The 14797-nt window shown below is 40.1% G+C and carries 12 protein-coding genes; 6 read left to right on the top strand and 6 right to left on the bottom strand.

Annotation, left to right across the window (positions count from 1 at the left end; genetic code table 11):
- Nucleotides 1-295: 295 nt before the first annotated feature.
- The 4 genes from QMA08_RS19025 to QMA08_RS19010 all read left to right on the top strand — a co-directional run bounded on the left by QMA08_RS19025 (nucleotide 296) and on the right by QMA08_RS19010 (nucleotide 3767).
- Complete coding sequence (locus QMA08_RS19025) at nucleotides 296-622, top strand: helix-turn-helix transcriptional regulator (protein ID WP_029753647.1); 327 nt, start codon at nucleotides 296-298, stop codon at nucleotides 620-622.
- Nucleotides 606-989 (top strand): HipA N-terminal domain-containing protein, encoded by a 384-nt coding sequence (locus tag QMA08_RS19020; protein WP_259396065.1) that lies wholly within the window; start codon nucleotides 606-608, stop codon nucleotides 987-989. Before QMA08_RS19025 ends, QMA08_RS19020 begins: the two co-directional genes overlap by 17 nt.
- Before the next feature lie 197 nt (nucleotides 990-1186).
- Complete coding sequence (locus QMA08_RS19015; RefSeq protein ID WP_259396064.1) at nucleotides 1187-2263, top strand: HipA domain-containing protein; 1077 nt, start codon at nucleotides 1187-1189, stop codon at nucleotides 2261-2263.
- Nucleotides 2264-2672: 409 nt separating this feature from the next.
- On the top strand, nucleotides 2673-3767 hold the full coding sequence (locus tag QMA08_RS19010) for a Fic family protein (RefSeq protein ID WP_290175241.1): 1095 nt from the start codon (nucleotides 2673-2675) through the stop codon (nucleotides 3765-3767).
- A 174-nt stretch (nucleotides 3768-3941) separates the two neighbouring features.
- On the opposite strand, the gene QMA08_RS19005 is transcribed toward QMA08_RS19010, so the two are convergent.
- The 5 genes from QMA08_RS19005 to QMA08_RS18985 form a co-directional block, all read right to left on the bottom strand.
- The gene (locus QMA08_RS19005; RefSeq protein WP_002962076.1) at nucleotides 3942-4367 is read right to left on the bottom strand and encodes a DUF86 domain-containing protein; all 426 of its coding nucleotides are present in this window, start codon (nucleotides 4365-4367) and stop codon (nucleotides 3942-3944) included.
- Nucleotides 4360-4749: a nucleotidyltransferase domain-containing protein gene (locus QMA08_RS19000; RefSeq protein ID WP_002962075.1), complete on the bottom strand. Its 390-nt coding sequence runs from the start codon at nucleotides 4747-4749 to the stop codon at nucleotides 4360-4362. Before QMA08_RS19000 ends, QMA08_RS19005 begins: the two co-directional genes overlap by 8 nt.
- A gap of 620 nt (nucleotides 4750-5369) precedes the next feature.
- Nucleotides 5370-6869 (bottom strand): DUF2235 domain-containing protein, encoded by a 1500-nt coding sequence (locus QMA08_RS18995; RefSeq protein ID WP_290175240.1) that lies wholly within the window; start codon nucleotides 6867-6869, stop codon nucleotides 5370-5372.
- A 117-nt stretch (nucleotides 6870-6986) separates the two neighbouring features.
- Nucleotides 6987-9077, bottom strand: coding sequence for a cupric reductase (locus QMA08_RS18990; protein ID WP_290175239.1), 2091 nt, complete (start codon nucleotides 9075-9077; stop codon nucleotides 6987-6989).
- A 137-nt stretch (nucleotides 9078-9214) separates the two neighbouring features.
- Nucleotides 9215-10519, bottom strand: a complete 1305-nt coding sequence (locus QMA08_RS18985; RefSeq protein ID WP_002962796.1) for an NAD(P)/FAD-dependent oxidoreductase — start codon at nucleotides 10517-10519, stop codon at nucleotides 9215-9217.
- Between the two features lie 246 nt (nucleotides 10520-10765).
- Here QMA08_RS18985 and QMA08_RS18980 point away from each other — a divergent pair, with 246 nt between their 5' ends.
- Together QMA08_RS18980 and QMA08_RS18975 are read left to right on the top strand one after the other, a co-directional pair.
- Entirely contained in the window at nucleotides 10766-12694 is a 1929-nt protein-coding gene (locus QMA08_RS18980; RefSeq protein WP_290175238.1) for a RecQ family ATP-dependent DNA helicase, read from the top strand.
- A gap of 45 nt (nucleotides 12695-12739) precedes the next feature.
- Nucleotides 12740-13048 carry a YkgJ family cysteine cluster protein gene (locus tag QMA08_RS18975; protein WP_002962790.1) on the top strand — a complete coding sequence of 103 codons (309 nt, stop codon included), beginning with the start codon at nucleotides 12740-12742 and terminating at the stop codon, nucleotides 13046-13048.
- A 72-nt stretch (nucleotides 13049-13120) separates the two neighbouring features.
- Here the strand turns inward: QMA08_RS18975 and QMA08_RS18970 are convergent, their stop codons facing one another.
- On the bottom strand, nucleotides 13121-14740 hold the full coding sequence (locus QMA08_RS18970; protein ID WP_039488778.1) for a methyl-accepting chemotaxis protein: 1620 nt from the start codon (nucleotides 14738-14740) through the stop codon (nucleotides 13121-13123).
- Nucleotides 14741-14797 lie beyond the last annotated feature (57 nt).

The raw sequence follows: 14797 nt of genomic DNA, 5'->3' as shown, positions 1-14797 counted from the left end.
TAAAAAACCAAGAAGCGTTTAAGCTCCAAGAAAGTTAAATACGACCTTGAAGCTTAAAATGAGAGATGGTATCTACAGGTGTTGAGCTTGGCTATTAAGCTCAAAATGTCATTAACTTCCCATAAGTAACTTATGTTTTACTTATGGGGTTGTGGTTTTATTTTACTCTCTATAAATAAAGTAAAGTTTACTTATAGGAGGTAAATATACGTTCAAACTTAAAAGTAAGTTATATTTGACTTTTGGGTGGGCTACCCTAAAATAAATTGTATAAGTAAACTATAGTTGACCTTTAATGAGTGAATTACCAGCAAAAAAAACACTTGGAAGAGTTGTTAAGCGCACTGAAATGCCTGATCTATCAAAGCCGTTTTCGTCGGTGCGACTCGCTAAAGCGATTACTTCAAAGCGAACAGGCATGAAGCTTACGCTGGTTGATGTATCGCAAGCACTTAATATTTCAAAGCCTACGCTGATAAAAATAGAAAAAGGTGATGTGAATGTGCAGTTTTTTAATGTACTCAAAGTGATGGAATACTTGGGGTTGTCGTTTAGCCTTGTCAGTGATGACGAGTCGCACCACAATAACAAGGATGAGGTGAGCGATGAGCAGTGGTATTAAAAAAAATAGCTTAGATGTATTTATTGGGCATACGCAGAAGATAGGTGCGATAGCCCTTGATATAGGCTCTGAAAATGAAATTGCATTTACCTATGAGCCTGAGTGGATTAATAAGGGTTTTGCTATTTCACCACACTTACCGCTCAATGGTGATTTTGACTCACGTGATGTGCGTAATTATTTACAAAACTTATTACCCGAGGGCAAAGGTCTTGATGAGATTATAAGTAGTACTACTATCTCTAAAAATAATACGTTTGGTTTGATTAAAGTAATTGGCGAGGAAACGTCAGGCGCTTTGTCGTTTAGAGCAAGTAACAGTACTTTAAAGCAAACATCTTTTCGTGAAGTAACTAGGGTCTGTTGATCTTTGCGGATTAAAATTTGTCCAAACTAGGAGCTATTTAATCGCGACGCGAGCTTTGCAACCTAGTGGGCTAAGTAAAAACCGAGCAACAAAGAGTAAATAGCTCCTAGGAAGAACCCTTTGGGCAGCGCCTGTTTGGCATTAATGCTACGTTATCGCCCATTTATGGGGAATAACCACACTGCATAGGCTCTGCCTTGCCTAAATACCAAACAGGCTGCTGCAAATTTAACCTTGAAAGAACAGCAGACCCTAGTGACGAGCTAAGCCAAAAACTTAAACGCTTTGTACAAGTTGGAGAACCAATTACTCATTGGGATGGCCGAACTCGGCTCTCTGTTGCTGGCGTTCAAGACAAACTAAACCTACTCGAAATCGATAGTAAATTAGGATTTGGTGAAGGGGAGCTATGTTCTAATAAAATTTTTAAATTTGAAACAGGTACCGCGCCTTTCATTGCAGTAAATGAACTTTTTACCATGCTTTTGGCAAAAGAGTCGGGGCTCAATGTTCCCCATGTTGAGTTGCGCACTTACGCAGATATAAGAGTATTTGTAATAGATCGCTTTGATAGGCGCGTTACACAAGATCAAAGCCGTGTATTACGTCGTCATATTATTGATGGTTGCCAAGCCACTAATTTACCTCCTTCTTATAAATATGAGCGTCAGCATGGTGATGATGGGGATGGTATTTATATTCGAGATGGCGTTTCTTTTGCAAAACTCTTTAATGTTAAAACAACGAATGTACAAGCGTATGAGGCTCAGCTTATTCGTTGGATGACATTTAATATTTTAGTACGTAATTACGATGCTCATGGCAAAAACATTAGTTTTTTTGTTGGTAAAAATGGTTTAGAGCTTACGCCGTTTTACGACTTGGTAAATATAGAGGCTATTATTGAGCAGGGAAGCATTGACCGTTATATGGGCTATCTACAGCCCAAAATATCAAGGTGTTATGCTATGTCAGTGGGTGAGCATAATTCGCAAAGTGCAGGCAATTTTACTAATGAGATTACAGCTTATATGTTAGCTGATTTTGCTGATGAATTTGCTATTTCACTACCACGGATGCAACTACTTATGAGTCAAACCGTTGACTCTGTATTAGCCGCAATTGATACTGCTAAAGTTTCTGCTGTTAAAAATAACTTGTCTACTGCTGAATTAGCACACATTGATTTGTGCATAAAAATAATTAATAAAGCTGCAAATAAGCTGAGTGAGCAAATAATACAACTACCAAATATGCATTTATTTAAATATTAGAAAATAAATACACGTATTTTGAGTGATAAATTCATATTTTGGTTGTCAGCATCAACGCGATATTTGTAAATTAAAATTAAAAGCGCGAGATAAATTCCGGCTTACAATTTAAAAGCTACGCTTTTCGCGCGAGCAAGCTGGGCGCCTACAGGTGTTGAGCTTGGCCTTATTTAAAAGCCAAAGCGCGATATAAAATCGCACCTACGCTTTTGTTGAGAGTGGTGTTTGCAATGATGTAGGTGAGGTTTTATACCTCGCTTATAAATGGATTGTTTTTACCATTGAAAAATGAATTATTGTTCTGTTTAACGCTTAAAAGTAATGAGGCAATTAACTCTTCTATTCGCCTCATTGCATGAGGCAAATAAATAACATAGACTGAAGCTAATTACCTTTAGGACTAAAGACTATGTGGATATGGCAACAGCAAAACTGGCCAAACTTTACGTGGGATGCTGCGGCGCTTGCTCCTTTACTAAGGGAGCTTTCATATAATCAAGGTCTATTAGTAGGGCGTATGGGCGTGCAAAGTGCTCAACAAAAGCAGCAAGCCCTTGATACCTTACTTGCAAATATTATTCACTCCAGTGCGATTGAGGGTGAAAAGCTTAATGCATTTTCGGTTCGCTCTTCTCTTGCTAAAAAGCTCAATATTAATGAGCAACCTTACCCAACAACAGTGCAAAGCGATAATCTTGCAGAGATTATGCTTGATGCAATAAATAACACAGACTCACCGCTTAATTTAGAGCGAGTGCTTAATTGGCATCGCTTATTGTTTGCAGGTGAGCAAAGCTTATTTACTAAAATTGAGGGCGGGCAATTGCGTGGTGACGAGCCAATGCAAGTGGTGTCGGGGCGCTTAGATAAACCGGTATTACATTTTACGGCGCCTCCTAAAGAGCGAGTAAATAAAGAGCTTTCGCTATTTTTTAACTGGTTTAACAAAACGCAAAACGAACCTCAAATAGATCCTTTTATTCGGGCAGCTATCGCACACTTATGGTTTGTAACAATACATCCACTTGAGGATGGTAATGGGCGTATTACACGCCTTATAACCGACCTGGCATTAGCGCAAGAACATGCTGAGTCAATTCGGTTTTACGCTATGTCGGTGGCTATTTTAGAAGACAGAAAAAGCTACTACGAGGTGCTTGAAGCCACTCAACGTGGAGATCTTTGTATTACCCAATGGGTTAAATGGTTTTTATGTACGCTTGATAATGCGATACACCATACGCTTAATAATATTGAGCAAACAATTTTTAAAACCAATTACTGGGCAAGTAAAGATCAAACAAAGCTAGGTGAGCAGCAAGTAAAAGTGCTTAATAAGTTACTTGATGGCCAATTTGAACAGGGTATTAGTGCGAGTCAGTATCAAAAGGTAGCTAAGGTTAGCCGTGCAACCGCAACACGCCATTTATCGGACTTGCAAACGCTTGGATTTTTAACAAAAACCCAAGCAGGTGGGCGTAGTACACGTTACAAAATTGCCTAATGAGGCAATTACACATATTATTCGCCTCATTGTGTGAGGCGAATAGGTGTTTGAATTGTTGTAGGTGAGGTTTTATACCTCGCATGATGTTTTTATAAGAACAAAGCGCGATGTAAAATCGCACCTACGGTTTTGTTCAGTGCAGTGGTTTAATTATTGTAGGTGAGGTTTTATCTATGAATCTTTGTTTAGCTCTGTAATCGCTTTAATACTAAATGCGTGCATAGTTGTGTAGTGTTGCTTTTTAATGATTGTTTTAACGATACTTTGGTCAATATTTAAGTAATCGTGAACAAGAGCATTTCGTAAGCCTATAATTTTACGCCATGACAGTAGTTCTGCCTCGCTCAAAAAGCCCAAATTAGTAAGTTCGCTAAATGTTTGATAGGCGTTGCTACTGGTACTACTTTTGTGCTGCTTTAGCCAATGCTTTGATAAACCAATACACACCTCGGTCATTAACTGTAGTAATCGCTCTGCAGCTCGGTAGTCTCTACTATTAAGTGAATCGATTTGACTGAGTTCGTCGAGTTCTTGCATATATTCGTCAATATGGCGTGTTACTTCACTTAAATAAAGTGTAATTCCGGTATCAGTCATGTTTACTCGCTATGGTTTCAAATTCGAACTGGCTATATATACGCTGCTGCTCTTTCATCGCTCTAACACTATTATTGCTTATAATTATTTTTCCATATTCAATAACGTTGAAAGCTAAATAACTTGGAATAATATTTATATCAACAATCGAAATAAGTTGTTCGTTAAGATTAAGTGCATTACTTATTTCAAGCTCAAGCTCTTTTGGCCTAAGGCGCTTATCGAACGATTCCAGATCAAAGTTTTTAAATGCTATGGCTAAGTCAATGTCACTATGAGGCTGAGCTGTCCCTTTTGCATGGGAGCCATATAGCCAAACTACATCAATGTCGGTGTTTTGATGTAAATACTCAATTATTTTTTGTATAACTTCATTTGCCACGAAAAAGTAACCATTGATAAAAACAGTAATAATAACCTATCAGTTTTATAGTGAACATTAAAACTGATATTTGTTTTATTTAATTTAAAAGCTTCGCTTTTCGCGCGAGCAAGCTGTGCGCCTACAGGTGTTTAGGCGGGCTTTGTAGTGTTGATTGTGGTGTTTGAATTATTGTAGGTGAGGTTTTATACCTCGCGGGTGTTTTTATAAAGCGAAAGCGCGATGTAAAATCGCACCTACGGGTTTGTTGAGTGTGGTGTTTGAGTTGTTGTAGGTGAGGTTTTATACCTCGCATGGTGTTTTTATAAAGCCAAAGCGCGATGTAAAATCGCACCTACAATTTAAAAGCTTCGCTTTTCGCGCGAGCAAGCTGAGCGCCTACAGGTGTTTAGGCGGGCTTTGTAGTGTTGATTGTGGTGGTTGAATTATTGTAGGTGAGGTTTTATACCTCGCATGGTGTTTTTTATAATGCCAAAGCGCGATGTAAAATCGCACCTACGGGTTTGTTCAGTGCAGTGGTTTAATTGTTGTAGGTGAGGTTTTATACCTCGCATGGTGTTTTTATAAAGCCAAAGCGCGATGTAAATTCCAGACTACAATTTAAAAGCTTCGGTTACCTCTTATCCCAACCGCGTTACTTTCACTTTTATTTTACCGGCATTAGCGCCGTAAAAGCGGCTTAAGTCGTTTGCGAATGGGCAAAACTCGCCAGATTTATCCATTTTAATGTCGGCGCCGTTGGCTATTTCAAAAAGGTGGTCGTCGTTTTTATTTATAGCACCAATAAGTGAAAACCATTGTGCGCGAGGAAATCGTCTAAATGGTTCAAGCACAGCCATGGGGATTTCTTTTACGCCAAGTTGTACGTTATCGCGGTTCCAGCCTAATGGCGTGCACTTTATGCCATCGTCAAACCAATATTGATTTGGGTATGGGGTAAAGCGGTACGTAGCGCCTAGCTCTAGCATAAGGCCGGTTGCGTTGTATTGCTCTGAGGCAAATACCATTACATCTTGGCTTTGGTTAATGCTCAGCACATTCATGTTTTGATTAGCCAGTTCTATATGTTGGCTTAAACCAATAAAGCTAAGTGTGGTGTTGTCGTTGTAGCTAATTTTGTAATGCAGTTTTTTTAGCGATTCTGGGCGGTAACTGGTTAGCTTATTAATGCGTTCGGCTACGCTGAAGTGCACTAAAGGCTTAAGGTTGCTGGCTTCGTCATCAATTAATACATAACACTGCCTATCTACTAATTTAAAAAATGGGTTAAACCAAAAGTAATTTTGTTGATGGCTTAATGCGAGCGGATCGGGCGTTACGGTTACGTCATCTTGTGCTACTAAGTTGCTATCGGGGAGTAGGGTTTCGTAATCTATATCGTGGCTAGTGAGTAACGAAATATTAAGCGGTTGTTCTATTAACCACTCAAGTGCGTAGCGCAAGCAAATATCGGCTAGGCCATCGCGGTAGTAACCGCCGCCAATGTCTGAATGCGCTCCTGCAAACCATAGCTCGGTAATATTGCTTTGATGGTTCATGAGTGTGGGTTCAAAGGCGCGGCGTTTTTCGTCAAGGGCTACGCAGTGCAGCGCGTGAGTAATGTTGTTGGCAATGGTGTGGTTTTCAAAAATAACGTGCTCTGCGCCGCGTGTGGCTTTACTTACTTTTGATAAGCCAATAGAGGCGACGGTATCAAACACACATACGTAAACATTATCAGCAATTAAAGGCTCTAGGATTTTGGCAAAACGCCTAGCAAGTGCAGCGCCTCGGCTAAAGCCCGTTAGCAGTATGGTATCGCCTATTAGGTAGTGAGCTTTAAAGTCGCTTAACGCTTGATTTAAAATACTGGCTACGTCGTCACCACGAGGTGCAAGGGTTTGGTTTAAAATGCGTTTAAGGCGGCTGCCTTTAGTGCCAATACCTTGATAATAAAAACTGAGTTGGTTAGCAAAAGGAGTAATGGGGGAGTCTTCTAATTTACCGCCAAGCAGTAAATGCAATTTTAGAATGTTGGTAATATTAGAGTCTTCTTTAAAATGCTCTGAGCTAAATTGCTCTGCATCACGGGGCTCGTTTCCTGTGCCGTCAAAGTTAAAAATTAGCGTTTTACCCGTCATAACCCAATTTCCTTAGTTGTTTTAAATACTCTACACAGACAATGTTAAATATTAAAGACAATATTTGGGTTAGTAACAAATACGCCAACTAATTTGTTGGCGTATTAAAAGTGCGGGTTATAGGCTATTAAAAGTATAGTGATTTAGCTGCGTGCCCTCTGCGGGTTTTAATGCGGGGTTTAACTTAATTAATTGCTCGTAAACCTCAGGATAAAACGTTTTTAATCGTGCTGTGCGAGAAAGGTGATTCGGTTCAATTTTTTCAACAAGCTGCAGGGCTAAAGGAATCATTGGGCTTAACTCCCCTTTGGTGTAGCTTTGCTCAAGCGCTAAGTCGAGTATATCTACGCCTAATTTTTCTGAATCAGCGGGTATTTTATTGTTAATTAGAAATTGTACTACCTCGACAGAAGACGATGCAGCTTGTACATAAACGTCGCGCTCATACGTATCGGTAATCGAAAAATCAAAACCAGCTTGTTTAAGCTTTTGCCATTGACTAAGAGGAAAACGACTTAATCTTGCTAAATCACTCGGTGGCTTAGGTTCAACTCGGCTTTGCCAGATCGCTATAAAGTCATGAGGCTCTAATAGTAGGAATGAAAAAAGTGTATCGGTTTCTGTTTGAGTTAATGGTGTACTAAGGCTGTACTCATAAGCTTTTTGGTAATCTTTTTTAGACAAATATTCGCTGAACGCGTTATGACTTCTATCGTTTGAAAGCTGATTACTTAGTATACTCCACCAGTAATTAACTAATACGGGGTCTTGTTCTTGTAAAACATATTCGAAGTTATTACCGTGCTCTTTTTTTACCTCTAGCACCGTATTATATGCTCGCATAGTAGAGTGTAATTGTTCAGTAGCGCTTAGCTGCTGCTGTAATAGTTCACAGTTTTGTCTTTTATTATCTAGCTCTTCCTTTTGTTGCTTCAAATCTACTAAAAAACGTGCAACATCAGAATTATCGGGCTCACTCACTTGGGGCAATGTGGCGTTGTCTATTTTACCAATAGGGTTAAAGTAAGCATATTGCTCAGGGTTTTCCTGGCCATTAATATAGGCGCCTTGCTGGTAAATAAAATCACTTACAAAAGAAACGCCTTTGCTATTTAGAGCGTCACTAGCATTGCGGCTATGAGCTTTATAGCCCTGCTCTGTAAGGTAGTTTAACATTTGAGTATGCTTTGCATCTAAGGGGGCTAGCGTTAAGTTACCACTTTTAGGCAGGCTTACTATTGCAACGTCTAAACCCGTAAATAAGCCTGGCTGATTGGTTGGTGTTACGCCTAGTTGCTGCAGTGCTTTTACAAGCGGTAAATTAAACTGGCTTACGGCAATATCAGCCATGTTATATAAAACAGAATTTTCTTCGTACAGCGGCATAGCATCCAGTGCCGGTACCTGCTTCATAAGCGCAAAAATATACTCATTAGGAATGTTGTTTTTAATCGCAGTAGCTACTTCATTTACTGTAAATTGGTTAGATGAAATTGCCTGCTCAAACTCTTTTGGCGTAAATTTATTTGCATTAAGCACAAACAATGTAGCCGGGGAAATAACCTCACTACCTTCAAGTTTAATAAACGTTTTAGAGTAAGTGGTAAATGTATCTGTGTTGTTTAATAAAGCATAAAGGGTTTCTTTTTGTACATTTTCATCAAGGGGTACACTCAGAGTAAGTCCTGGAGGGCTATGCTTATTATCTCCAAGCTGTTGAATCATTTCTTTTACTTTATCATTGGTGAAGCCTTTAATTGCCTCAATGCCTTGCCAATTAGCTAATTCGTTTAAAGAGCTAGTAATATTAAGCTGCTGTTTTTGCTCAGTAACTATGGCATCTCTCAAAAAGGCAATGTATTGACGCTTATTGATTTCTGATAGGTTTGCATACTTTAAAATCGTAGGGACCGACGTCCCTTTTTTAAGCTCACTCACAAAAAATGAAACAAGCGATTGGTTTAAATTATTTATTTTTATATGTTGTTGCTGTGATTGATCTCTGCAAAGGCGAATATCTTTTTTTAGATCTGTGACTATTCGTAGCGGGGTGCCTTCTGCAGGCTGCTTTTTATTAACTAAGTTAGGCTCAGTGGCATTTGGTGCAGCCACGTTGGGCTGCTCTACAGCGGCTGTGTTAGGCTGGGTTTTAAATAGATATACTGCCAAAGCCGCTATAATTATAAGTCCGAGAAGTAGCTTTTTCATAACCGCCAATCCTTTGATGTTATTAAAATATTCTCACATCGTACTACTTTAGGTACGCAAAGTGCAAAAAAGCTTTAAGAGATAATACTTATTAACTCTTAAAGCTTTTTTGTGGTTTTGTGAGCGTACTTAATTTATTAGTGCAACTTCATTTTAGGGCGCACTACACGCAGCACTTTTTCGCTTATCCATAATGCAAAGGTTTTTGCGCTACCGTGTATGGCGCGTTGGTGCATACGGTATAAAGATATATACATAAAGCGGGCAATTTTACCTTCAATAAAAAAGGTATTGCTGGTTAGGTTGCCCATTAAATTACCTACAGTGCTGTAGCTTGATAAGTTAACAAGTGAGCCATGGTCGCTGTATTTAAAGCCGCGCAGTGGTTGCTGCTTTAGCGTTGCGATTAGATTTTTTTCGACGCACTGCGCCATTTGATGCGCCGATTGTGCACGAGGTGGTACTTGCTTGCCGTCGGCTTGGGTAAATGCGCAGCAATCACCTAATACAAAAATGCTTTCGTCTACGGTGCTTTGTAAAAACTCGTTTACTTGAATTTGGTTGCTGCGCGTCAGCTCAAAAATACCTAAGTCTTTAATAAAATCAGGTGCTTTTACGCCCGCCGCCCACACCATAATATCGGCATCAATGTGTTCTTCGTCTTTGGTGATAAAGCCTTGTGCGGTGCCTTCTTTTACTTGTGTTTGCTCGCGCACGTTTACGCCAAGCTTTAATAGCTCACGCTTGGCACTTACGGCAATACGCTCTGGTAATGCTGGTAAAATACGTGGTCCGGCTTCTATTAAATGAATATGCAAACGCTTAGACGACATATTTGTTAAGCCATAAAGCTTTAATAGTTCAGACACATGATAAAGCTCAGCTGAGAGTTCAACACCGGTAGCACCGCCGCCTACAATGGCAATATTAAGTGATTGCTGTTGGTTGTCGTCTTGGTGAAGGCGTGTAAAGCTATCTAGTAATGAATGCTGAAAGCGCTCTGCTTGTTGGTTTGAGTCTAAAAAGTAGCAGTGATCTTTTATACCTGGGGTATTAAAGTCGTTACTTACGCTGCCAATGGCAATCACTAGGTGGTCGTAGCGCACGGTGCGCTCGGGTAAAATTGTGTGGCCTAGCTCATCTAAAAGTGGTGCAAGGGTAACTGTTTTATTGCTTTGATCTATATTGCAAAAAGTACCAAGTTGAAAGTTATAGTGGTGTTTTGCAGCATGGGCTGAATACACAACGCCATCTAAATCGGGGTCAATAGAGCCTGTCGCTACTTCGTGCAGTAACGGCTTCCATATGTGGGTACGGTTTTTATCTATTAGTAGAATTTCAGCTTGTTTTTTCTTTCCTAATTTATGACCTAATTGCGTTGCGAGTTCTAATCCGCCAGCACCACCGCCAATAACGACGATTTTAGGTGTAGTAATATTCATAACGTTGCCCTCAAAAATAATATACCCAAGTGATCTGTATTTTTATTAGTTTTTTAAGATGACTTGGGTATCAATAAATTATTTTGGCAACAAGCAGTTACTACTCATTTTATAGTGTTCTATTTTGCGCTTAAATAAAGGTGATGTCAGCAAAAAATGCTGAATAAAGGCATATAAGTTATACTCACTTTCTTATAGTTTAGCTGTGCAGTTAAATTGCTGTTAAATACACCGAAAAGGACATTTATGACCACGCCACTAATTCAATCACTTGAGCAGCACTTTGGTTTTAGTCAATTTAGAACAGGGCAACAACAAACTATAGAGCAGCTTTTAAATGGTCAATCGTCGTTGGCTATATTTCCGACCGGCTCTGGTAAATCGTTGTGCTATCAATTAACTGCATTGCATTTACCAAATTTAACCTTGGTGGTTTCGCCTTTGCTTGCATTGATGAAAGATCAAATTAGCTTTTTAAATAGCAAAGGTATTTACGCGGCAAGCCTTGATTCTAGCCAAGATCAAATGCAAAGCAGCACCGTAATGAATGATGTGCGAAATGGTAAAATTAAAGTACTAATGGTGTCGGTTGAGCGTTTTAAAAACGAGCGTTTTAGAGAGTTTATAAGCCAGGTGGCGCTTTCGATGTTAGTGGTAGACGAAGCGCACTGTATATCAGAATGGGGCCATAACTTTAGACCCGACTACCTTAAACTGCCACGTTACCGCGAAGAGCTTAATATTCCTTTAGTATTGCTGCTTACGGCAACGGCGACTAAAAAAGTTAAACGCGATATGGCAGAGCGATTTGCTATATCACCTGAGTGTATTGTGCAAACGGGCTTTTACCGCGCTAATTTAGATTTAAGTGTGTTGAGCGTTAAAACCGCCGATAAAAATACCGAGCTTACCAACATTGTGCGCGCGCAAAATGGCCCTGGTATTGTGTATGTAACGCTACAGCAAAGCGCCGAGCAAGTTGCTAATGTGCTAAGTGCACAAGGTGTGCATGCGGTGGCGTATCATGCGGGGCTTGAAGATACGCTACGCTGGCAAATTCAAGATGACTTTATGGCGGGTAAAATTAACGTAGTGGTGGCAACCATAGCCTTTGGTATGGGTGTTGATAAGTCAGATATTCGTTTTGTTATACATTACGATTTACCAAAATCGATTGAAAACTATAGCCAAGAAATTGGCCGAGCAGGGCGCGATGGCAATCCATCAAACTGCTACACCCTTGCCAATTTGGATGGACTAAATACGGTTGAAAACTTTGTATATGGCGACACCCCTGAGCTTAGCGGTATTGAATACGTAATTAACGATATTCGCCAAAGCCACCAGCAATGGGAAATGCAAGAATACAGCTTATCAAGCGAAAGTAATATTCGCCAACTGGCACTTAAAACCTTACTTGTACAGCTTGAAATGCAAGGCGCTATAACGCCGCAATATGCCTACTACGCTGATTTTAAGTACAAATTTTTGGTTGATAAAAACGAGCTACTAAGTCAGTTTGACGAGCAACGCCAAGCATTTTTAACACAAATATTTAGCCATACCGATTTTAAAAAAATATGGGGCACGCTAAATTTTGACTCCCTTACGCAAGCCGCGCAGGTTGATCGAAAACGCGTAGTGGCTGCTCTTGATTACCTAGCCGAAAAAAACCTAATAACGCTCGAAACCAAACGTATTACCCAAGTATACAAAGTGCATAGCGAGGTTATAAATAACCCAGAACTTGCCCAGCAACTACACGACTACTTTAGTGATAAAGAACAAGCCGAAATTAAACGTATTGCTGCACTGGTACGCTTTTTTGAGCTACAAAGTTGTTTAAGCTATAACTTAGCGCGCTATTTTGACGATCAAAATGCACCACAGCAATGTGGGCATTGTAGTGTGTGTAGAGGCCATGCGGTTAAGCTTGAATACTCTATAGAGCCTGCATATATTGACGAGCAACTTATTTATCAAAAGGTAGATGAGTTTTTAGCGCATATGGCAGATAAAGGTAATCACAATGTGGGTATTGAAACCCAATGCCGCTTTTTAGCGGGGATGAGTGTACCGTTATTTGCACGTAATAAAGTGCGCCAATTGAGTGGTTTTGCACTGTGCGAGCAGATGCGTTACAGCGATATAAAAGCAAAACTACTAGCGCGTTAAATTAGTTACTGTATCCTAGTGGCTTATTCAAAAAAGTAAGCCACTATGCCTCATATTGTTATTCCTGTTGAAAATATTTCTACTACCCCAGAGCCTGTTACGTGTGCTAACTGCCAAGCCTGTTGTTGCCAATTAGAAGTGCGAATAGTAACCGACACCGGCGTGCCATTTAACTACATTGAATACGATAAATGGGGCAGCGAAGTAATGAAACGCGCTGACGACGGTTGGTGCCAAGCACTCGACCGCAACACGCTTATGTGCTCCATTTACGAAAACCGCCCATTAGTTTGCCGCGAGTTTGAAATGGCCTCAGACGAGTGTATTACCGAGCGCGATTTAGCGGGTATATAGTCCGCTATTATTAAAGTACATAAACAACAAAGGGGCTTAAAAGCCCCTTTGTTGTTTACTTACTATAAAAAATTAAACTTTAAAGTAGCTAATATACTTTTTAAGCGTGTTTGAAAGGTCAGCTAATGCAACAGCTTCTTGTGCGTTACTGTTAAGCGACATGCTGGTTTCTTTAGACATACTGGCAATTTCTTCTACGCCGGTACTAATTTGCGCCACGGTGGCTACTTGGTTTGATGTTGATTCAACAATTTCAAGCACGTTACTTAATGAGTCGTTAGCTTGTTGCTGTATTTGATGCAGTAACTCGTTTGCTTCGTGAGTAAGCGTTAGGCCATTTTCTACTTGCGGTACTGTGGTTTCCATAGCTGTTACCGACGCTTGCGTGTTTTCTTGTACTTGCAAAATCATCTTTTCAATATCGCCTGTTGCATCACCAGTACGCTGGGCAAGCTGTCTTACCTCGTCAGCTACAACAGCAAAACCTCGGCCAGTTTCGCCTGCTCTTGCAGCTTCTATTGCCGCATTTAGTGCAAGCAAGTTTGTTTGATCAGAAATACTGCGGATCACACTTAAAATATCGCCAATGTGTTTTACATGTTCTTGCAGCACGTTTACTTGGGTAACTGTGGCTTTTACGGTTACTGAAATTTGCTCAATTTCGGCCGCTACTTTTTGCACTGCAATACTACCTTGCTGCGATAATTGTGCGGTTATTTTTGAGTTATCTTCTGTTTGTTTAACAGAGCCTGCAACAGCATTAATACTGCGGCTCATTTCTTCTAGGCTGCTTACTGCCGAGTTTGTATAAGTTACTTGTGCGTCAGCGGCACTAAGTGCTTGCTGCGAGCCAGACGCTACGCTTGCAGAGTGCGTAGAAAGCTCTTCAGATGAGTTAATAATGCTATCTACAATGGTTTTTAGTTTAGATTGCATAACCCCTACAGAAGCCATCATGCTATTTGGGCAGCACGACTGCACATCACCTCTTAAGTCTCCTTGGGCAATAAGGGCAATTACTTCGGCGGCTTCTTGTGGTTCGCCACCTACTGACTTTCTGATCAGTTGGCTAATAACATACGCAACGCTTGCACCTATTAAAATTGCAAGCGCGGTGAGCGAAATCATCCAAATTTCAAATGAACTGGCAATATCGAGAGTATCAATAGTGGTGGTTTGATTTGCTTGCTCTTGCAGGTTTATAAATTGGTTTATAACATTTAGCCACTGGGTAAACGCAGGGCGCGCATCGGTTAATAAAATGCGTTTAGCTTCGTTTAGGTTTCCTGCATTTTTAGCGTTTATTACACCTTGAATGAAAGGCTGAGTGCGCTGCTCTATTTGATTTATTTTATTAATTAAAGCGCGCTCTTCACTATTCATATCACCCATTAGCTTAGCCATAGCGCGGCTTGACGTTTGGTAAAATGCGTTTAGCTCTTGTATGTTATTTAACACGGTACTTAAACTGCTTTGCTCGGTAATTAGCACTACGTCGCGCACGGCTATTGCTCTGTCGTGTACGCTGCCTCTGAAGTTAATTGCGTAACGTTGCTTTACCGAATTTACGTCGGTCATGTGGGTAATGTTATTATTAATAAGGCTAACGCGCGAAATTCCAATAATGGTTAAAATAATCATCATTGATAAAATTACGCCAAAGCCGGTCGTTAAACGCATGTTTATGGTCATGGTTGATCCCAAGTGTGAGTCAATACGCGCAAGAGCAGCTTGTATTATTAGTGAAAA

This window comes from Pseudoalteromonas sp. APC 3355, assembly GCF_030407615.1.
GTDB classification, from domain to species: domain Bacteria; phylum Pseudomonadota; class Gammaproteobacteria; order Enterobacterales; family Alteromonadaceae; genus Pseudoalteromonas; species Pseudoalteromonas distincta.
This window is presented reverse-complemented; position numbering and strand designations above follow the sequence as displayed.